The sequence below is a fragment of the Streptomyces sp. f51 genome (assembly GCF_037940415.1).
Lineage (GTDB): Bacteria > Actinomycetota > Actinomycetes > Streptomycetales > Streptomycetaceae > Streptomyces.
In genome coordinates, this window is the sequence record NZ_CP149798.1 from 7,917,001 (window position 1) to 7,935,554 (window position 18,554).

16 protein-coding genes and 3 pseudogenes are annotated in these 18,554 nt (G+C 69.1%); 10 read left to right on the plus strand and 9 right to left on the minus strand.

Annotated elements, in window-relative coordinates; genetic code table 11:
- Positions 1-3 precede the first annotated feature (3 nt).
- Both WJM95_RS34495 and WJM95_RS34500 read right to left on the minus strand, forming a co-directional pair.
- Entirely contained in the window at positions 4-876 is an 873-nt protein-coding gene (locus WJM95_RS34495; RefSeq protein ID WP_339134986.1) for an SDR family oxidoreductase, read from the minus strand.
- 646 nt (positions 877-1,522) lie between these two features.
- Positions 1,523-2,191 carry an HSP18 transcriptional regulator gene (locus tag WJM95_RS34500; protein WP_339134987.1) on the minus strand — a complete coding sequence of 223 codons (669 nt, stop codon included), beginning with the start codon at positions 2,189-2,191 and terminating at the stop codon, positions 1,523-1,525.
- Between the two features lie 129 nt (positions 2,192-2,320).
- Between WJM95_RS34500 and WJM95_RS34505 the strand changes: the two genes are divergently transcribed.
- The 3 genes and pseudogenes from WJM95_RS34505 (at position 2,321) to WJM95_RS34515 (ending at position 3,789) form a co-directional block, all read left to right on the plus strand.
- Positions 2,321-2,755 carry an Hsp20/alpha crystallin family protein gene (locus tag WJM95_RS34505; protein ID WP_339134989.1) on the plus strand — a complete coding sequence of 145 codons (435 nt, stop codon included), beginning with the start codon at positions 2,321-2,323 and terminating at the stop codon, positions 2,753-2,755.
- 112 nt (positions 2,756-2,867) lie between these two features.
- Positions 2,868-3,261, plus strand: a pseudogene (locus tag WJM95_RS34510) (DUF2267 domain-containing protein).
- A gap of 81 nt (positions 3,262-3,342) precedes the next feature.
- A complete protein-coding gene (locus WJM95_RS34515) occupies positions 3,343-3,789 on the plus strand; it encodes a DUF2267 domain-containing protein (RefSeq protein WP_339134991.1) in 447 nt (148 codons plus the stop codon).
- Between the two features lie 73 nt (positions 3,790-3,862).
- Here WJM95_RS34515 and WJM95_RS34520 read toward each other — a convergent pair whose 3' ends face one another.
- Together WJM95_RS34520 and WJM95_RS34525 are read right to left on the minus strand one after the other, a co-directional pair.
- Entirely contained in the window at positions 3,863-4,036 is a 174-nt protein-coding gene (locus WJM95_RS34520) for a CsbD family protein (protein ID WP_339134993.1), read from the minus strand.
- A 129-nt stretch (positions 4,037-4,165) separates the two neighbouring features.
- Positions 4,166-4,543: an ATP-binding protein gene (locus WJM95_RS34525; RefSeq protein ID WP_339134995.1), complete on the minus strand. Its 378-nt coding sequence runs from the start codon at positions 4,541-4,543 to the stop codon at positions 4,166-4,168.
- A gap of 130 nt (positions 4,544-4,673) precedes the next feature.
- On the opposite strand from WJM95_RS34525, the gene WJM95_RS34530 reads away from it, so the two are divergent.
- The gene (locus WJM95_RS34530) at positions 4,674-5,945 is read left to right on the plus strand and encodes a transposase (RefSeq protein WP_339134997.1); all 1,272 of its coding nucleotides are present in this window, start codon (positions 4,674-4,676) and stop codon (positions 5,943-5,945) included.
- 182 nt (positions 5,946-6,127) lie between these two features.
- Here the strand turns inward: WJM95_RS34530 and WJM95_RS34535 are convergent, their stop codons facing one another.
- Positions 6,128-7,183 (minus strand): YihY/virulence factor BrkB family protein, encoded by a 1,056-nt coding sequence (locus WJM95_RS34535; protein WP_339134999.1) that lies wholly within the window; start codon positions 7,181-7,183, stop codon positions 6,128-6,130.
- A gap of 576 nt (positions 7,184-7,759) precedes the next feature.
- On the opposite strand from WJM95_RS34535, the gene tal reads away from it, so the two are divergent.
- The 5 genes and pseudogenes from tal to WJM95_RS34560 form a co-directional block, all read left to right on the plus strand.
- Entirely contained in the window at positions 7,760-9,415 is a 1,656-nt protein-coding gene (gene tal, locus WJM95_RS34540) for a transaldolase (protein WP_339135001.1), read from the plus strand.
- A 156-nt stretch (positions 9,416-9,571) separates the two neighbouring features.
- Positions 9,572-11,788 carry a transketolase gene (gene tkt / locus WJM95_RS34545; RefSeq protein ID WP_339135003.1) on the plus strand — a complete coding sequence of 739 codons (2,217 nt, stop codon included), beginning with the start codon at positions 9,572-9,574 and terminating at the stop codon, positions 11,786-11,788.
- A gap of 364 nt (positions 11,789-12,152) precedes the next feature.
- Complete coding sequence (locus tag WJM95_RS34550) at positions 12,153-12,410, plus strand: hypothetical protein (RefSeq protein WP_339135005.1); 258 nt, start codon at positions 12,153-12,155, stop codon at positions 12,408-12,410.
- Between the two features lie 584 nt (positions 12,411-12,994).
- Entirely contained in the window at positions 12,995-13,513 is a 519-nt protein-coding gene (locus tag WJM95_RS34555; protein WP_339135007.1) for a hypothetical protein, read from the plus strand.
- A 42-nt stretch (positions 13,514-13,555) separates the two neighbouring features.
- A pseudogene (locus WJM95_RS34560) lies at positions 13,556-13,720 on the plus strand (sigma factor-like helix-turn-helix DNA-binding protein); the annotation flags it as partial.
- 337 nt (positions 13,721-14,057) lie between these two features.
- Here the strand turns inward: WJM95_RS34560 and WJM95_RS34565 are convergent.
- Genes WJM95_RS34565 through WJM95_RS34575 form a run of 3 tightly spaced genes read right to left on the minus strand, consistent with a single transcriptional unit; the run spans position 14,058 to position 15,800 of the window.
- A complete protein-coding gene (locus WJM95_RS34565; protein ID WP_339135009.1) occupies positions 14,058-14,714 on the minus strand; it encodes a DUF3618 domain-containing protein in 657 nt (218 codons plus the stop codon).
- Positions 14,690-15,112: a phage holin family protein gene (locus tag WJM95_RS34570; protein ID WP_339135011.1), complete on the minus strand. Its 423-nt coding sequence runs from the start codon at positions 15,110-15,112 to the stop codon at positions 14,690-14,692. The genes WJM95_RS34565 and WJM95_RS34570 overlap by 25 nt, the downstream gene beginning before the upstream one ends.
- A gap of 1 nt (position 15,113) precedes the next feature.
- A complete protein-coding gene (locus WJM95_RS34575) occupies positions 15,114-15,800 on the minus strand; it encodes a hypothetical protein (protein ID WP_339135013.1) in 687 nt (228 codons plus the stop codon).
- A gap of 1,151 nt (positions 15,801-16,951) precedes the next feature.
- On the opposite strand from WJM95_RS34575, the pseudogene WJM95_RS34580 reads away from it, so the two are divergent.
- Positions 16,952-17,122, plus strand: a pseudogene (locus WJM95_RS34580) (Tn3 family transposase); the annotation flags it as partial.
- 55 nt (positions 17,123-17,177) lie between these two features.
- On the opposite strand, the gene WJM95_RS34585 reads toward WJM95_RS34580, so the two are convergent.
- Entirely contained in the window at positions 17,178-18,347 is a 1,170-nt protein-coding gene (locus tag WJM95_RS34585; protein ID WP_339135015.1) for an alkane 1-monooxygenase, read from the minus strand.
- Positions 18,348-18,554: the final 207 nt, after the last annotated feature.

Consider the following 18,554-nt stretch of genomic DNA (forward strand, 5'->3'; position numbering starts at 1 on the left):
CGGTTACGGCAGAGGTGTGCCCCCGGTGGCATTGACGATTTCCGCAGTGATGAAGCTGGCTCGTGGAGAGGCGAGGAAGACGTAGGCGGGCGCCATCTCCGCGGGCTGCGCAGGCCGGCCGAGGGGAGCCTGCTTGCCGAACTCAGTGGTGTCCGGCATCGTCGCGGGGATCAGCGGCGTCCACACCGGGCCGGGCGCCACAGCGTTGACACGTATGCCGTCGCCCGCCACCATCTGCGCCAGGCCCTGGGTGAAGGTCACGATCGCCCCCTTGGTGGTGGCATAGTCCAGCAGGTGCGGGCTCGGCTTGTAGGCCTGTACAGACGTGGTGTTGATGATCGAGCCGCCCGCCGGTATGTGGGGGAGGGCCATTTTGCAGAGCCAGAACATGCCATACAGGTTCGTGCGCACGACCCGGTCGAACTGCTCGGTCGAGATCGCGGCGATGCCGTCCGGCTGAGACATCTGGTATGCGGCGTTGTTGACGAGAATATCGATGCGCCCGAACTCTTCGACCATTCGTTCCACCAGACGACGGCACTGATTCTCATCGCGTATGTCGCACTCGACAGCGACCGCCCTGCGTCCCGCCTCTTCGACGAGCTTGCTGGTTTCGGCTGCGTCGTCCGTCTCCTGGGAAAGGTGGGTGAACATGACGTCTGCGCCCTCACGGGCATAGGCCAGCGCCACGGCACGGCCGATGCCGGAGTCGCCACCCGTGATCAAGGCCTTCCGGTCCGTGAGTAGTCCGCTGCCCTCGTAGGAGTCTTCACCGTGGTCGGGCGGGGGATCCATGGGGCCCGTCCATCCAGGATGCTCCTGGTCCTGCTGCGGAAGGTCGGGGCGGGGATGCTTGTCTACAGGATTGTCAGGCATGGATCGCCTCCGGAGGCTGGGTGAAGGTCGGCCGCCTCTTGGCCGCAGTCGGCGACACGTTGCCGTCTGCAGGGGGCCAGAGGGCTGAGCCAGTTCGGATGGTGCTGTCGATCGAGAGAACGAGTACCCCCGTCACCCGCGTCATGCGCAAGGTGCGGTTTCGGGGCACCAATGCGTCATTGCGACCGTCCCGAGTCATCGCCCAGGAGCGGTCTGTCCCGTCCTGGACGGTCGTGCGGCCGGCTCATCTCGAAGGCCTGATCCCGCACGCCGAGCCCTTCTACCAGCACCCGTCCCGAGGGCAGCGGCCGACCTCGCCGCTGGTGAGGTGGCGGATGCCGGGCATCTGTCGCCACCCGTGAGCGGAGCCGTCCTGAAGGACCGCTTGATCGCATCGACGAACAAAACAGGTAGACGCGTTTATCGGGCCTCCGGGCAGATGTCGGTACCCTTTCCCGATCTTCCTCCCGGAAAGGGGTGTTTGTGAGAGCCGCGCAGCCCCCTAAGCCCCGGCATCCGGCCTTGCCAGCCGAGGCCGGGTATGCGCCGCGCGCGGCGCATACCCATGGGACCTCGGACCCCGGACCCCGGGGGCCGCGCCTCTCGCCGCTTGGCGGAGCCGCTGTCGCCCGGGGGTGGGTGCTGCTCAGGTGTTGCGCTGGCCGTGAGTGGTCCGGCGGAGTTGCTCGGTGTGTTGGGTCAGAGCGTCGATGCGTGCGGCGATCTCGGCGTCCTCGGGCCGCAGATGGGTCCGGGTGTCGGTGAGGGGCCGCACGAGGCGGGCTGCGTCGTCGTGGCCGAGAGCCTGGTTCAGGGCGCCGACCGCGTCTGCGGCGCTGGCGGGGAGGCCGGTGAGGGCGGTGATCTGTGCGGCGAGGCGCCGGAGGTCGGCTGCGTTGTTGCGGGCCCAGGCGGTGATGGTGCGGTCGGCGGCGCGGGTGTCGCGGGTGGCCTGGACGCGTTCTTCGCCGGTGGAGCCGGGAGTGCCGGGGCGCAGGCGAAGATAGCGGCGTTCGGCGGCCTGGCGGCTGGCGACTCCGAGGGGTCCGGCGAGCTCGGCCCAGCTGGCACCCTCGCCGCGGGCTGTTTCGATCAGCCCGCTCTCCCAGCCGGCGAGCTGTTCGCGGACCTCGCGCAGCGTCAGCAGGGCGGCCAGGGCCGGATGCGGGCCGGAGCCGCCCGCGGGCGGCTCCGGGGTCGCCGGCATTTGAGCGGAGGACTGCTGCGCGTCCTTTACGGACTGGTTGATGGCCTCCAGCGCTGCCGCTGCGGCAGGAAAGGGAACGGGTGTGGCCGGCGGGGCGGGCTCGTTCATGGGGCTCTCCGTCGTCTTGTCATCCTCCAGATGACTACGTTCTTGTCATCGTTTCGATGACATGCTACAACGGGAGCACGTTGAAGCGCATTGGCAGTCTCTGCCTGGACCGACTGGAGGTGTTTCGCGATGTTGATGCGCACTGACCCGTTCCGCGAGATGGACCGGATCGTTCAGCAGCTGTCGGGTACGTCGGGTACGTGGTCGAAGCCCTCGGTGATGCCGATGGACGCCTACCGTGAGGGCGAGGAATACGTGATCGCCCTCGACCTCCCCGGCGTGAGCACCGAGGCGATCGACGTCGACGTCGAGCGGAACATGCTGACCGTGAAGGCGGAGCGCCGCCCGGTCGCGAAGGCCGACTCTGTGAAGGTGGAGCTCTCCGAGCGCCCCCTGGGGGTCTTCTCCCGCCAGATCATGCTCGCCGACACCCTGGACACCGAGCGCATCCAGGCCGATTACGACGCGGGTGTCCTGACCCTGCGGATCCCGATCGCCGAGCGCGCCAAGCCCCGCAAGATCAGCATCGGCGGCGAAAGCGGCCGCAAGCAGATCTCCGGCTGAACCCTCCAGTACCAGCTGGCAGCGGAGGGCGGGAAGAGCCCGATTCCCCCGCCGGCGGCCCCGCCCTCCGCGCCCCTCTGGGACCCCTTCACCCCTTCCTGGAGGTGATGTGATGTCGATGCGCAGGGAGGTGTTCCTGGCCCACGTCCAGGAACGAGGCGAGTACGAGACCTTGCAGGACGCCGACCGTGTTGCCCGCATCGTCCTGGCTGCTGGGCGCACACCTGGTGGGCAGTGTGCGGGCCGAGCTCGCCGCTCGGCTCCCCGAGACGTACGCCCTGATCCTCCTTAATCCGCTCCAGGCCGCGGAGCCGCTCTCGCCAGAGCGGTTCGTCCGTGCGACCGCGGCCTGGATCGAGGGCGCCACCGAGAAGACGGCCCTGTGGGACATCGGCGCCGTCCTGTCCACCGCGGCCGCCGCCGCAGGTGATGTCCTCACCCGCGAGGTCCTGCTCCAGCTCCCGCACGGCTACGACCTCCTCTTCGGCCACCCCCAGCCCACCTGACTGTTGACCCGCCTGCCCCTAGACCCCCTGACCCCCACCGGCCGGAGGCCGGATCCTTCGCAGAGAAAGGCAACCGCAGCCATGTACGACCAGCCTCGACCGAACCGGGCCACCCCCGCCATGACGTTCGACCAGATGCTGGAACGCGTGCGCTACGAAGGCGCCTACCCCACCCGCGAACACGCCGAGGAAGCCGTCCGTACCGTCCTGGCCGCCCTCGGCCGACAGCTCACCGGCAACGAGCGCGTCGACCTCGCCCAGTGCCTGCCCGCCGAGGCCGCCCTCACCCTGACCGCCCAGATCCCCGACACCCAACACCTCACCGGCTGGGGCTTCGTCAAAGACCTCGCTGCCCGCACCGGCGCCACCCCGGCCACCGCCCGCTGGGACACCGGCGCCGTACTCGCCGTCGCCGGCCGCCTTACCGGGCCCAACCTCCTCGCCCGCATCCTGCGCCAGCTCCCCGACGGCTACGCCCTCCTGTTCGGCCAGGCGGAACTGCGCCGGCCCGAGCCTGCCGCCGCCTGACCCAAGCCGCCAGCGCGCGGACACACGGCAGGGCCGGGACCACTCCTGTGGTCCCGGCCCTGCTGTGCGACGATCAGTGCTTGAAGACGTCCTTGACCTTTTCCTTGGCCTCGCGGGCGTCGCCCGTGGCCTGCTCCGCGCGGCCCTCGGCGGTCAGGTGCTCGTTGCCCGTCAGGCGCCCAGCGGTCTCCTTGATCTTGCCCTTGGCCTGCTCGACCTTCGCCTCGGCCTTCTGCTCACCAGACACAGCTGATCACTACCTCTTCGGTGGAAACGCCCTACTCAACCCCGTATGGCCGCTGGCAGCTCTCGCAAACGGGGCCAGCTGCGACAGGGCCTGCCCGGGCTCGCGAGGGCCGCGGTACGGACCGGTGCGCTAGCGGGGGAGGAGGGCGCGGACGGTCTTGCCGCCTCCGGGCCCGGGTGTGACAAAGGTAGTGAGGGTGAGGTCGTTGACCATGTGCCAGCCGAATCCACCCGTCCCGTCGACGAGGACGGGAGCCCGCCTCGGCGGCATCCGCAGGCTGGGATCCTCGACGGCGACCTCGATCGTGCCGAGGTGGGCGGAGAGGCCGAGGGCGTAGGCGCCGCCACCGTGGCGCAGGGCGTTCGTCACCAGCTGGGAGACGACCAGGACGACCGTGTCGGCCTGCTCCCGGCCGATGGCCGGCTGCCCGAGGGCTCCGAGGAACGCCCGCGCGGCCTGGCGCGCCCCGGTGGAGGGGGAACGAAGGGCTGTGCGATCGGTGCTCATCAGGTCTCCTTCGTGGATACCCCGGCCTTCAGGCCGGGGAGGAAACGAAGCTCCTGCGGAGCAGGGCAGGGAAGGCCGGTTCGCCCCTGGGCGGACCGGCGTTGTCAGTGGCGGCCGTTGGGTTGGTCGCGTGTATCTGCGGTATTCCTTCCGGCTCGTGCCGACGCCGGGTCAGCGCATCGCGCTGGCGCGTACGTTGGGCTGTGCCCGGGTGGTCTACAACGATGCGCTGGCCGCGAGGAAGGCCGCCTATGCGGGGGACAAGTCGCGTATCCCGACGGGTGTTCTGGCACGGCAGGTGATCACGGAGGCGAAGAGGACGCCCGAGCGGGCGTGGCTGGCGGAGGTGTCGGTGGACGCCCTGCAGTCCTCTCTTCGTGATCTCGATACGGCGTACGCGAACTTTTTCGCGTCGGTGGCGGGGAAGCGGCCGGGGCGCCGTATGGGGCTTCCGGTGTTCAAGTCGAAGAAGGACAGCCGGCAGGCCGTCCGTTTCTCCAGGAACGGGTTCCGGCTGCGGGACAACGGGCGGCTGAACCTCGCGAAGATCGGGGACGTCCGGGTCCGCTGGTCCCGGGAGCTGCCTTCCGCTCCATCCTCGGTGACTGTGGTCAAGGACGCTTCGGGCCGGTACTTCGCGAGCTTCGTGGTGGACGTCGAGCCCGCAACGCTGCCGCCCGTGGACGCCGAGGCCGGTATCGACCTGGGGCTGATGCTCCCCCAGACTCCGTCCGGGGGGACCCCCATCGCCGTGCTGTCCGACGGGCGGGTGATCGACAACCCACGTTTCCTGCGGCGTGCCGAGCGTCGGCTGAACAAGGCGCAGCGGGCGTTGAGCCGCAAGGCGAAGGGGTCGAGGAACCGGGCCAAGGCCCGCATCCGCGTCGCCCGGGCGCACGCCCGGGTGGCCGATGCGCGCAGAAACTGGTGTCACCAGAGTGCTTCGAGGCTGGTCCGCGACAACCAAGCGGTCTACCTCGAAGACCTGGCGGTCTCCGGCCTGGCCCGCACCCGCCTGGCCAAGTCTGTGCACGACGCCGCGTGGGGCATGTTCCGCCGCGTGCTGGAGGAGAAGGCGGCCCGCTACGGCCGTCACGTCGGCATCGTTTCCCGCTGGCTGCCCTCCTCGCAGACGTGCTCGGTGTGCTGGGTCGTGGACGGCAAGAAGCCGCTGCACGTGCGTATCTGGCGGTGCGAAGGCTGCGGTACCGAACATGATCGTGACCTCAATGCGTCGCGAGTGATCCTCGCCGCCGGGCAGGCGGAGAGGCTAAACGCCCCTGGAGGGCCGGTCAGTCCTGGAGTGGAAATCCCACGCCAGGCACGGCTCGTTGAACGGGGAACCCACCCGAAGGCCCAGCCGGTCACCACCGGCAGCCAGGCGGGAATCCCCGCCCTTTAGGACGGGGAGGATGTCAATCCGCTGACGGCTCCCAGCGCGAGTCCCACTGGCTTGTAGGCGATATTCGAAACCTTCGTTGTCTAGCCCTTCTGGAGCGGCTGACCAGCCACCACATGGTCATGCCGCAGCGGTGGCCAGGCGGAGTGACGGCGGCAGTCCGCCTGACGGCCTATGCCGGGGGACTATTCACGGCTCTTTTCCATGTGGCGTAGGTCTTCCTCGTCCCATTTCCGGGTGTCGCGGGGCTGCGTGTAGGGCTCTGTCCCGGGCGCCATGCCGCCGGCGAGGGCTCGCTGGCGTACGGCTTCGGCGTCGAACTCCAGGCCGAGGAGGATGGCCAGGTTGCTGATCCACAGCCACACCAGGAAGACAATGACGCCTGCCATGGTGCCGTAGGTCTTGTTGTAGGAGGCGAAGTTGGCGACGTAGAAGGCGAACCCGGCGGAGGCGATCAGCCAGATGACCAGTGCGAGGAAGCTGCCTGGGGTGATCCACCTGAAGCCCTTCACCTTCGCGTTCGGGCAGGCCCAGTACAGGATCGCGATCATGATGGTGACGAGGACGATCAGGACGGGCCATTTGGCGATCGACCACACCGTCAGCGCGCTGTCTCCGATGCCCAGCGCGGTGCCGGCCTGGCGGGCGATGCCGCCGGTGAAGACCACGATCAGTGCGCTGACGACGGCCAGGACCATCAGGACGATGGTCACGCCGACACGTACCGGCAGGATCTTCCAGGCCGGGCGGCCCTCGGGCATGTCGTAGACGGCGTTCGCAGCGCGTATGAACGCCGCGACGTAACCGGACGCGGACCATATGGCCACGACGAGGCCGACGATGGCGACGATGGAGCCGAGGCCTGCGTTGCCCTGCAGTTGTGCCACGGCGCGGGTGAGGATGTCGCGAGCCGGACCGGGGGCGAGCTGCTTGAGGTTGACCAGGACTTTGTCCGTGGTCGACTTGCCGGTGATGCCCAGCAGGGAGACCAGGGCCAGCAGGGCGGGAAACAGCGCGAGTACCCCGTAGTAGGTCAGGGCGGCGGCCCGGTCGGTCAGCTCGTCCTTCTTGAACTCCCGCAGACTCCCGGAAAGGACCTTGCCCCACGCCTGCTTGGGCAGCTCGGTCGGACTGTCCGGGGCCTGCTCTTCCACCTCGGGCCCGGGCCCGGCCTCCTCGGGAGGCGGTGCAACGTCACCACTTTTGTGGCCTTTATCTCTGATGGGACTGAATTCAGTCATATTGGTCGAGTACCCCGGCTCATCGCGTTGAGCACGGCAGCATCTCAGAGGGCTTCTCCATGAGCCGGCCTCACCAGGGCCACAACGGAGCCGGGCCAGAGACGACGACACGCGGCCCAGATGGTCGTACCGGATCGCACCGGTCGCTTTCGGCACGGCTCTATCGGAACGGGTCAGTTGTCTTCGGCCACGTGGTTACCTCCAGCGGAAGGCGGCTTCCGCTGCCGCGCGGTGGCAGCACGGGCGGTCTGCGCTGCGCGAGGATTGATGCCTCCGCAACAGGCGCCGACCTTTCCGCGGCCGCAGCCGCGCCCACAGGCCGAAACCCAGCGCTGACGCCGTGATGTGACCCAGCACCCGATGCCCACATGGCACGTCACTTCCGGGGTGCCGCGGTGGTCGAAGGCGCGCCAGGCCCTTCAGCGGACGATTCTGCGGTGCCTTTGGTGAGTGAGGCGGGCGGAAACGGAGACACGGAAGGCAGCGGGTGCTGCTGCCACGAGTCCGCTCTGCGTACAGCCGTACAGCCGTACAGCCGTGCGGCCAAGCGGCGCCGCTCCACCATGGAGGTTTCGCGTGTCTGTTTCCGCTTCGCCCGATCCGCTTGCTGAGCTGTCCGCCGCGGGGGTGTCGGTGTGGCTGGACGACCTGTCCCGCGAGCTGCTGGCCAGCGGCCAGCTGAAGAAGCTGATCGCTGACAAGCATGTGGTCGGTGTTACTACGAACCCCACGATCTTTGCCTCGGCGTTGTCCAAGGGCGACCGTTATAACGACCAGCTGGCGCGCCTTGGTGCTCAGGGGGCGCAGGTCGATGACGCGGTCTTCGCGCTGACCACCGACGACGTGCGCGAGGGCTGCCGGGCGTTCCGGGAGGTCTACCGGAACAGCAACGGGGTGGACGGGCGGGTCTCGATCGAGGTCGACCCACGGCTGGCCCGGGATGCCGAGGCCACGAGCACGCAGGCTGTGAAGCTGTGGGAGACCGTGAATGAGCCGAACCTGTTCGTGAAAATTCCGGCGACCCGTGAGGGGCTGGCCGCGATCACCGCTGCCATCGCCCGGGGCATCAGCGTCAACGTCACGCTGATCTTTTCTCTGGACCGGTATCGGAAGGTGATGGACGCCTACCAGGCCGGTCTGGAGCAGGCCCTGGAGGCGGGGCTCGACCTGTCGGGCATTCACTCGGTCGCCTCCTTCTTCGTCTCGCGCGTCGATACCGAGGTCGACCGCCGCCTCGACGCCCTGGACAGCCCGCAGGCCCACGAGCTCAAGGGCAAGTCCGCGGTCGCTAACGCCAGGCTGGCGTACCAGGCGTACGAGCAGGTGGTGGCCGAGCCGCGCTGGCAGCACCTGGCCGCGGCGGGGGCCAACGTCCAGCGACCGCTGTGGGCGTCCACCGGGGTGAAGAATCCGCACTACCCGGACACGATGTACGTCAGTGACCTGCTCATCGCGGGTACGGTCAACACCATGCCCGGCACCACGCTGACCGCGTTTGCCGACCACGGCACCGTGCCCGGCCACGCACTGACCGGCGAGGACTACGCCGCCGCCGCAGCCCACCTGGCGTCGCTGCAAGATGCCGGTGTCGACTTCGCGGACGTGACCGCCACCCTGGAACGTGAGGGGCTGGAGAAGTTCGAGGCCAGCTGGGCGGAGCTCGGGGACTCGGTGGACAACGCGATGCGCTCCGGCGCCAGGTCGGGGGCCGGGTCCGCGGACGGTGGTTCGAACAGCGCCGGCCTCCTGGCGATCTACCTCAACGACCACTACACCGGGGCGACCGGTGGCCTGGAGCTCTTCCAGCGCGCCGCCGGTGCGAGGAAGGGCGAGGGCGAGGAAGCAGTCCTGACGGACCTGGCCCGGCAGGTGGAGGAGGACCGCGACGCGCTGGCGCAGATCATGGCTGACCTGGGAGTGTCCGTTGACCGCACCAAGGCCGTCCTGGGCTGGGTCGCGGAGAAGGCCGGCCGCCTGAAGACCAACGGCCACCTCTTCTCCCGCTCCCCGCTCAGCGACGTCCTGGAAGCAGAGGCGATGTTCCTGGGTGTCCAGGGCAAGGCAGCGTGCTGGCGGAGCCTGCGCGCCCTGTCCGAGACCGACCGGCGCCTGGACGCAGCGCATCTGGACATCCTGCTGCAACGCGCTGAGCGCCAGAGCACGGCCCTGGAGGAGCTGAGGGTCGCGGCCGCCACCCGCGCGCTCGATCCGCAGACCGCGCCCGCCAGCTGATCGCTCCCGCGAGCGATTGCTCGCCCGCTCCATGGCAGGTGAGCAATCGCTCACGGCCCACGGGATGAGGCACCCCACGCGGAAGGCAGCAGAGCGGACTCCCTGTACGGGCGTTCTGCTGCCGTCCGCCCACCGGCTTGATGAAGGAGCAACGGCATGGCGAGTGAACAGTCCGGCGGCACCGTACGACGCGACAGGTCCTTGGCGCTCCCGCTGGCGAAGCAGGCCGGCTGGGACGAGGTCGATGTGCGTGCCGTGGACACCGTGCGGCTGCTGGCGGCCGACGCGGTGCAGAAGGTCGGCAACGGGCACCCGGGCACGGCGATGAGCCTGGCCCCGCTGGCCTACCTGCTGTTCCAGAACGTGATGCGGCACGACCCGGCCGATGACCAGTGGCTGGGACGGGACCGGTTCGTGCTGTCCTGCGGGCACTCCAGCCTGACCCTGTACATCCAGCTGTACCTGGCCGGCTTCGGCCTGGAGCTGTCGGACCTGGAGGCATACCGGACCTGGGACTCGGCCACCCCCGGCCACCCCGAGCACCGCCACACCCGCGGCGTGGAGATCACCACCGGACCGCTGGGCCAGGGCCTGGCCAGCGCAGTCGGCATGGCCATGTCGGCACGGCGCGAACGCGGCCTGCTCGACCCCGACGCCGAGCCGGGCAGCAGCCCCTTCGACCACCACGTCTACGTCGTCGCCTCCGACGGCGACCTGATGGAGGGCATCACCGCCGAGGCCGCATCGCTGGCCGGCCACCAGGAACTGGGCGGCCTCACCGTCTTCTACGACTCCAACCACATCTCCATCGAGGACGACACCAACGTCTCCTTCAGCGAAGACGTCCCCGCCCGCTTCGCCGCCTACGGCTGGCACGTACAGACTGTCGACTGGACGCGCACCGGAACGTACGTCGAGGACGTCGATGCGCTCCTGGAGGCCATCCGGGCGGCCCGCGAGGAGACAGGCCGCCCCTCCCTGATCATGCTGCGTACCTTGATCGGCTGGCCCGCCCCCACCAAGCAGAACACGGGCAAGGCGCACGGCTCCGCGCTGGGCGAGGACGAGATCGCCGCCACCAAGACGCTGCTGGGCTTCGACCCCCAGGCGCACTTCATCGTCGAGGACGAGGTATTGGCCCGCACCCGCGCCGCGTCCGACCGCGGCCGGGAGGCCCACGAGCAGTGGGACGAGGCCTTCGCGGCTTGGCGCTCGGCCAACCCTGAGCGCGCCGCGCTGCTGGAGCGCTTGCAGGAGCAGCGACTGCCCGACGGCTGGAGCGACGCCCTGCCCGACTTTCCCGCCGACCCTGAGGGCATGGCCACCCGCGCCGCCTCCGGCAAGATCCTCACCGCGCTCGCCCCCGTCCTGCCGGAACTGTGGGGCGGCTCGGCCGACCTGGCGGGCAGCAACAACACCACCATGGACGGGGAGCCCTCCTTCGTGCCGGCCGACCGCCAGACCAAGGACTGGAAGGGCGGCCCGTACGGGCGCACCCTGCACTTCGGGATCCGCGAACACGCCATGGGCGCAGTCCTCAACGGCATCGCCCTGCAGAGCCTGACCCGCCCCTACGGCGGCACCTTCCTGACCTTCTCCGACTACATGCGCCCCGCCGTACGCCTGGCCGCCCTGATGCAGCTGCCCGCCACCTACATCTGGACCCACGACTCCATCGGCCTGGGCGAGGACGGCCCCACCCACCAACCCGTCGAACACCTGGCCGCACTGCGCGCCATCCCCGGCCTCGACGTCGTTCGGCCCGCCGACGCCAACGAGACCACCACCTGCTGGCAGACCATCCTCGAACACGGCGACCGGCCCGCCGGACTGATCCTGTCCCGGCAGAACCTGCCGGTCCTGGACCGCGGCAACGGCGAATACGCATCTGCTCGGGGAGCGGGCCGCGGCGGATACGTCCTCGCGGACACGGCCGACGGCGCGGTGCCCGACGCGATCCTGGTCGCCACCGGCTCAGAGGTCCAGATCGCCCTGGACGCCCGCAACCTGCTGACCGCCGAGGGACTGGCGGTGCGGGTGGTGTCGATGCCGTGCCGGGAATGGTTCGCCGCCCAGCCCCAGGACTACCAGGACGAGGTCCTGCCGCCGACCGTACGCGCACGAGTCAGCGTCGAGGCCGCCATCGGGCAGGGCTGGCGCGACATCGTCGGGGATGCCGGGCGGATCGTCAGCCTTGAACACTACGGAGCCTCCGCCGACTACCAGCGCCTGTACACCGAGTTCGGCATCACCCCCGAAGCGGTTGCCGAGGCCGCCCGCGACAGCATCCACGACACCCAGCGGGCCGTGCGCCCCGGCGGCCACCAGCAGACTTCCACCCCCATTGGCGGCGGCACCGGCGACCGTCCCTAGTCCTCCAGTCGATCAGGTGCGGGGCGACGGCATCCAGGCAGACGACCTTCGAGGAAGCCGATACTGGACTGCACTGGTCGGGTTACGGCTGTGCTGCGGCCGCTCGGAGCATCCTTAGCACGGGAAAGCCGTGGCCCCCGCATCGCAGCGTCAGCCGTCCCCGACTACGGGAACCCGTCTCCGGCGCCGAGTAGGAGAGTGGTAAGGGTGTGTGTCGGATCGACAGGTCAGAAAGTCGGGGTGTTGATTGTCTTTCTCGTTGTGCGGCCGGGACGGCCTCCGCCAGGCTCCGGGCGTCCGTGTTCTGCGCCGTGCCCGAGCTAGCCGACTCGTCTCACGATTCCGCGGGGGGCAGGCTGGAAGCGTGACCAGTGCGCCGATCGTCGTGCACCGGCCGTCTCGGACGGGCGGTCAGAGGGTCACCGTGCACCGTCACGGCCGTGACGAGATCCTCGGCAGTGCCTACAGCGATCGCGATCTGGTCGTGTTCCTCGAGAACGTCGGAATCGCTGATCCTGATGCCGTCCTGGACGATCTGCGGTGGGTGGAGTGGCGGGGTGGCCGCGCCCACAAGTCAGCGCTGCCTGATGAGGGCACGGTGTCCGGCCGGGTGTCTGCCTGAGATCGAGCAGCGGGTTCTCTCAATGGCTGCGATGCCTGTGCGGATGCGGTAATGGTCGTCGACGGCTACCGACCCTGCCGCTACGGATGCCGATGGCGATAGGGCCCGGCAGTGGCCCCGCCTCGCCGGCCGTCCTGCAACAACCCCCTGCACACTGCCATGCGTACTGCTGCCCGGCCTGAGCAGTACGCGGGCGAGGAAGAACGGGGTGTCCAACGGGCCGACCGAGCCGATCAGGGTGGAGCCGAAGCCGGAGGCGCGCCGACGGCGACGAGCGCAGTGTCGTCCAGCTGGGCGGCGTGCGGCTTCCGACGCCGCGGCTGAGCAGCAGCGAGGCGCGGCGGTCGTGTTCCGGGCGGCGGACGCGGTCATGTCCACTGTCTGTCGTCGAACCCACCGAAAGAGCTTGCGCATCACGAAGGCGGCAACGGGTAGCCGCACAAGGGGTGCTGCCCAGGCATCCAGAGGAGGCTTGAAGCAGCCATGGTGACCAACTCCCTTGAGTGCGGTGTACTCGTTGCGGCCCTGAACGATGACCCAGGCGCGGCCCAGGAAGGTCGGGGAGCACTCGCATTCTGCGGGTCATGAACCTGTCTCCAGGCGCCCGCGCGTATGTGGGGCTCACCATCGCGATTGTGGTGTGCGCGGCGGTCGGTGCATCTGGCTTCGGTCTCGTTGTCGGCGACTGGACGGGGACTGCGGTGGCAGCGGGCACGGCTGCCGTGGGCGTAGGGGCCGGATGGGTCTTCTTTTACCGTGGTGCGTCGGCTTCGCTTGAGCGCGCCCGGATTGAGGGGGCTGCGGAAGGAGTCGCGGACCTGGTCCTCATTGCTGTCGCGCTGTACGAGGCAGCGGTGTTCCCGCTGACTCCCGGCGGTGTGAGGGGAGCGGAGCAAGAGGCCCGCCGCACTACCGCGTATCACCTCTCGGCCCACGACGGGCTTCCCTGCACTGTCCGAGTGTCGGCGGCGGACGCATTGGAGGTCCTTGACAAGGGCTCGGACTTAGAACGTGCCCGTGCCGCAGTGACAGCCCTGTCCATCGCGGTCTACGAGTGCCGCGATGGCCTTGCCCCGGTGCGGCGCGGACGCCGCTGTCTCTGAGGCAAGCAGGTAACGGGGTAACGGAGGACGCCGGCGACCACTGACCCGAGCGGGCTTTACCTGCGCTTCTTCGAGGACATGACCCAGATTCGCATAGCCGGTCGGCTCGGCCTGTCCCCGATGCATGTCTCCCGGCTGATCACGAGCAGTTGCGGGCGTATACGCGACGAGGTGCTGGGGCATTGTTCCAGCGCTTCCTCCGCGTGAGACGCCCACACGGGTCACTGTTGAGCCGGCACGACCGCAACGCGCGTCCTTTCGCCTACTGGCAGGACCGGGCCTGGCACGAGGCGCACGCCGCCGACCTCATGCCTACCTCCACGATCGTGCAGCCATGTGCGGGCGTACCCCGCACTCCTGGCATCGCCCCGGACGCCCCGGCGGCCGACGGGTAGGCCGCCGGTTCGTCCAAATGATCGGCAGCCTACCCGTCGCTCCACCGCAGGGACGGCCGGACTCGGCGAGCTGGCTCATCGGGCGCCCGCTGTTCGAAGACCGCCCGGCGAGGCCTGCCGAGGGAGAGGGTGACTCAACTGCGCCCGGTCTACTGCCGAGCTTCGTCCGCGAGGGCTTGGCCTGAACCCCGCGTCTGTTCCGTGACGTGCCCGGCCTGCTCACGCGCTTCGTCCCGTGTGGCGCCGACAGCCTGTGAGGCGGTGTCCTTCACCTCCGCGGTCGCGTCCTGTGCCGCATCCTGGGCGCCTTCCTTCAGGTGCTGCGCGGACTCCAGGACCGCCTGCTTCACCGGTTCCACCGCGTCGCTTTGCATCAGGTCGGTGGCCTTCTCCTCCTCGACCTTTGTGGTGGGCAGCAGCGAGGACGCCAGCATGCCGATGCCAAAGGCGACCAGACCCGCCGCCAGCGGGTTGCCCTGAGTCTGACGCCGGGCAAGTTCGGGCGCCTCCTGGACGACCTGTCCTACTTGCCCCATTGCGTCGTGTGCCGATCCGGCGGCCCGGTCGGTGCCCTCTTGGAGCGCACCGGCTGCGGACTGCGCGGCACTCCCCGCCCCGTTCGAGGCGTGGGCGGCGGTGCCCATAACCCGCTCGCGGATGCCAGAGACCGCGCCGCGCACCCGCTGCTTGCGGCGCTCCACCATCCGCCGGGGACTTGTGTGGTCGGCGAGCTGGTCCACGTCAGCGGACAGCCGGCCACGGGTGGCCTCGATCTCGGTCCTCACTTGGTCGGGTGACGTGCCCATTCCTTGTTCTCCTTCATGGTCTCGACGGTTTGCTCGGGCTTGGGGGAGACGGTGCGCATCTGCGTGCGGCCCCTCTGGAAGAGCACGGCCGCCACGACGGCCCACACCGCGGTGACGATCAGAGCGGCCCAGCCCCCGTCCATCACGTTGGACAGGCCGAGCACTCCGGCCAGGGACAGGAACAGCAGGACCATGTATCCCGCGAAGCCCGCACCGCCGTACAGGCCTGCGGCCTTACCCGCTTTGGCCGCTTCCTCCTGGATCTCGGCCTTGGCGAGCTCGACTTCCTGACGGAAGAGGGTCTGCAGATCCGAGGTGACCTGGGAGAGGAGCTGCCCAACAGACGAGTCCTGCGCCTGCGCGCCGAGGGAATCGGGCGTACGCGGAATCGAGGACATCTCACACCTCCGGGTAGGAAGGACCCGGCATGCCATCCGCTGAAGTGCCGACGGTCGGCGGAGCCGACGGAGGCATCGGCGGCTCCGGGAGGGAGCCCGTGGTGGAGCCGGCCGGCAGGGCAGCGGAGGCCGGGGCATCTATCCCGCTCTGGTCCCGACTGCCGACGGCCTGCCCCGTGTCGTGTCCATCGGACCGGGAAGCCTTAGCCTGTGTCGCCGCCTTCGTCAGCCGTCCGACGGCCAGCCCAGCCAGCACCGCGCCGCCGAGAAAGGCTCCCGGGCGCCGACGGGCGAAGCCCTGGAGGTCTGAGACCAGGCCCTCGACCCCCTGCTTGTCCAGGTACTCGGCCGTCCGGTGCCCCCGGTCGGCCGCCTGGGCCGCCAGGCTGCGCGCCGGCGAGTCACCCTGGGCGTGCTCGGCAAGCCCCGACAGGTCCTGCGCCCACTGCCGCAGCACACCGGCAGCACGCCGGGCCTGACCGTCGGCCTCCTCCATCGCACGGCCGCGCAGATCGCCAAGGACGTTGCCGGCCTGCTGCCGTGCTTCCCCCACAACGGTCCGGGCCTGCTCCGCTGCTGTTCCCGCGACCTGCGTCGCGGCCTGCTGCGCGTGCCCGGCCGTGGCAGAAGCCTCCTCCTTGAACCGCTCTCCCGTGCTCCCCGCTCCGGTTTGTATGGACCCAGTCATCGGCGACTCCTCCTCATCGGACGCTCGGCGGTCCCGTGGATTTCGATCGCGGGCGCATCCCGAAGGCAGTGCACCCGAAATATCACCCTGTGACCGTTCGTCCTCCCCGAGTGGCCTGTAGGTCGCATTCGACACACGTTTACGGCAACGCATCGAAACGAGACCCGCCTCCCCGTGACGAAAGCAGTCAGACATCACGCACGGTCCGGCACCGCTCGACGGGCCTCTCGTCGGAAAGCTCCTGACAAGACCGCTTCGCCGTCTGGGCTGATTCAGCACGCATGCCCGGGGCTGTGGGGGAGACCCGGGGGGGCAGACGGAAGTGACCGGACGGACGGGGGGTAAACCATGCAGACCCCATTGCTCCGCAGTGCTGCGGCTCTATGCGCCGCATCGATCGCCGGAGCCGTCCTTGCGGCACGATGGCAACTGGGGCGAACCCCCCGCCTTGTACCCTCTTCTACCCAGCCCGGAGAACAGGCCCGGGTCGAACGGCTGCCCGTCGCGCTTCGTGACCCCGACACTCCGCCGTCACGCGCTGCCGCCCAGGCCCTCCTTCAACATCTGTGGAGCGACCTGTATCCGCTTGACCTGACGGCCGGTCAAGGGCGCTGCGACTGAGCGATTAACGCCCCCCGGCAGGGCGGTCTGCACCCTCGACAGCGGTGCGCTCAGCGAGGATTGCCCGCATTTCGCACCATTGGAGCCCATTACGGCGCGCGCCTATCTGCGAGCCGTCACGAACCTCGGCTTTGCCGTGGAGACGTCACTGGCCCGCATCCCCCTCACTACGACCGGCCCAGCCACCTTGCTTGAACGTTGGAACGTCCAGGGGCAGACTCTCTGGACCGTGCCAGACCGGGGCCGCAGCACCGTCCTGCGGCACTTTGCACGATAGGGGCGGCAGCAGACGGTGTGACGAAGTCTCAGCCTCTGTGCCTCCCGGCACACTGGCCCGGCCCGTAGTGCCTGGTCCCGTCGGCGTATCGGCGACCACTGCTCGCCGGGTGGCCTCACCTGCTCCGTGGCGATCCGCCGCGCGGAGGTGATTCGACCGCGGCTCGCCGGACGGCACGCCTTTGCACGGCAGACCTCGCACCCCAGATCCCTCGTCGTCGCCGAGGCCGATCGCCTAGGTGCTGCGGCACTTGAGGAGCAGACAGCTGACCGTACAGGAGTCCCCCCACCGGCTCGCCCGCGTTGCCGCGGTGGCCGGGGTCAGATCCGCCATGCGTGCGCCAGGGCAGGGGGACCAGCTCGCCGCCCTCGGCCTGGTCCTCAGCGCCCTCGTCCAGTGGAACACCTGCTATCTCGACGCCGCTGCTCCCCGACCGGCTGAGTGCAGGCGGGAATTTCCAGCCTGCAGGCCAGGGGGCGTCAACCGAGAGTGATGGTGGGGTCGGTCTGAGCGGGCTCCGATCGCTGCCCGCGCGCCTTCTTGTGGTTGGTCTGGCTCCTGTCGCCACCGTAGTGGGCGAGCAGCCGCGGGTTCATGACTCGGCGCCACAGAGGGGGGAGCCAGGCGAGGATGATCATCGCCGCGTAGCCGGCGGGAAGCTGCGGGGCCTCGTCGAAGTGTCGCAGGGTCTGGTAGCGGCGCAGAGGGTTGGCGTGGTGGTCGGAATGCCGCTGGAGCTGGAAGAGGAAGAGGTTGCTGACCGCGTTGTTGCTGTTCCAGCTGTGCCGGGGGGCGACCCGCTCGTAGCGACCGTCCGGGCGTCGCCGGCGCAGCAGACCGTAGTGCTCGAGGTAGTTGACCGATTCCAGCAGGCAGATACCGAGCGCCGCCTGCAGCAGCAGATAGGGCAGCACCACGAGGCCGAACGCTGTGCTGAGGGCCGCGAAAACAGCCACGGACAGGGCCCAGGCGGACAGGACGTCATTGTGCCTGCTCCACGTACGTCGCCCCCGGCGCTGAAGGCGGCGCCGCTCCAGCGACCAGGCGGAGCCCAGACTGCCGACAACTGTCCGGGGCAGAAAGGCCCAGAAGCTTTCGCCCATCTGGGAGCTGGCGGGATCCTCCGGTGTCGCGACGCGCACGTGGTGACCGTGGTTGTGCTCGACGTAGAAGTGCCCATAGCAGCTTTGGGCCAGTGCCAGGCGGCTGAGCCGGCGCTCCACCTGCTCCCGCCTGTGACCGAGTTCGTGGGCCGTGTTGATGGCCACGCCCGCCACCACCCCGGTGGTTGCAGCAAGTCCGAACGAGCCGAAGGCGCCGAGGCCACCGCCGGACCACCGCGCACACGCCCAGACCAAGGACGCGAACTGCAACGGCAGATACAGATACGTGCACCAGCGGTAGTACCGGTCCCCTTCTAGGCGCTCCACAACCGCCTCGGGCGGGTTCTTCCCGTCCGCACCGGTCACCAGATCGAACAACGGCACCAGCACGAAGGCGAAGAAAGGTCCCCACCACCAGAACACCGTCGCCCCGGTGAGGTGCACCAGGGCTCCTGCCTGCCAGGGCAGGGTCGGAACGGCGAGTGCCAAAGGCCACCACAGACGTTTGGGATCCCGCCAGGGGACGCCATCGGCAACGTGGCTCATCGCACCCACTCCTTCATCTGAAATCCGCGTGCTTCCGTCTCCCCCCGGGGGGAGACGGAAGCACGCGGTGGGGGGACCTCAGACTGGCAGGCGACCGAACGGCTGACAAAGTCGGCACAGTGTAAATATTCTGACTATCTGTCAGAGATATTGGAAGGGCGGAGCGGATGCAACACACAACCGGGTGGCAAGCTCTGTCGACCGCCC

Excerpts from the sequence above, each read along its gene's own strand:
- WJM95_RS34495 (WP_339134986.1), bottom strand. The coding sequence starts at position 876 with ATGCCTGACAATCCTGTAGACAAGCATCCCCGCCCCGACCTTCCGCAG.
- WJM95_RS34500 (WP_339134987.1), bottom strand. The coding sequence starts at position 2,191 with ATGAACGAGCCCGCCCCGCCGGCCACACCCGTTCCCTTTCCTGCCGCA.
- WJM95_RS34505 (WP_339134989.1), top strand. The coding sequence starts at position 2,321 with ATGTTGATGCGCACTGACCCGTTCCGCGAGATGGACCGGATCGTTCAG.
- WJM95_RS34515 (WP_339134991.1), top strand. The coding sequence starts at position 3,343 with ATGTACGACCAGCCTCGACCGAACCGGGCCACCCCCGCCATGACGTTC.
- WJM95_RS34525 (WP_339134995.1), bottom strand. The coding sequence starts at position 4,543 with ATGAGCACCGATCGCACAGCCCTTCGTTCCCCCTCCACCGGGGCGCGC.
- WJM95_RS34535 (WP_339134999.1), bottom strand. The coding sequence starts at position 7,183 with ATGACTGAATTCAGTCCCATCAGAGATAAAGGCCACAAAAGTGGTGAC.
- tkt (WP_339135003.1), top strand. The coding sequence starts at position 9,572 with ATGGCGAGTGAACAGTCCGGCGGCACCGTACGACGCGACAGGTCCTTG.
- WJM95_RS34555 (WP_339135007.1), top strand. The coding sequence starts at position 12,995 with ATGAACCTGTCTCCAGGCGCCCGCGCGTATGTGGGGCTCACCATCGCG.
- WJM95_RS34565 (WP_339135009.1), bottom strand. The coding sequence starts at position 14,714 with ATGGGCACGTCACCCGACCAAGTGAGGACCGAGATCGAGGCCACCCGT.
- WJM95_RS34570 (WP_339135011.1), bottom strand. The coding sequence starts at position 15,112 with ATGTCCTCGATTCCGCGTACGCCCGATTCCCTCGGCGCGCAGGCGCAG.
- WJM95_RS34575 (WP_339135013.1), bottom strand. The coding sequence starts at position 15,800 with ATGACTGGGTCCATACAAACCGGAGCGGGGAGCACGGGAGAGCGGTTC.
- WJM95_RS34585 (WP_339135015.1), bottom strand. The coding sequence starts at position 18,347 with ATGAGCCACGTTGCCGATGGCGTCCCCTGGCGGGATCCCAAACGTCTG.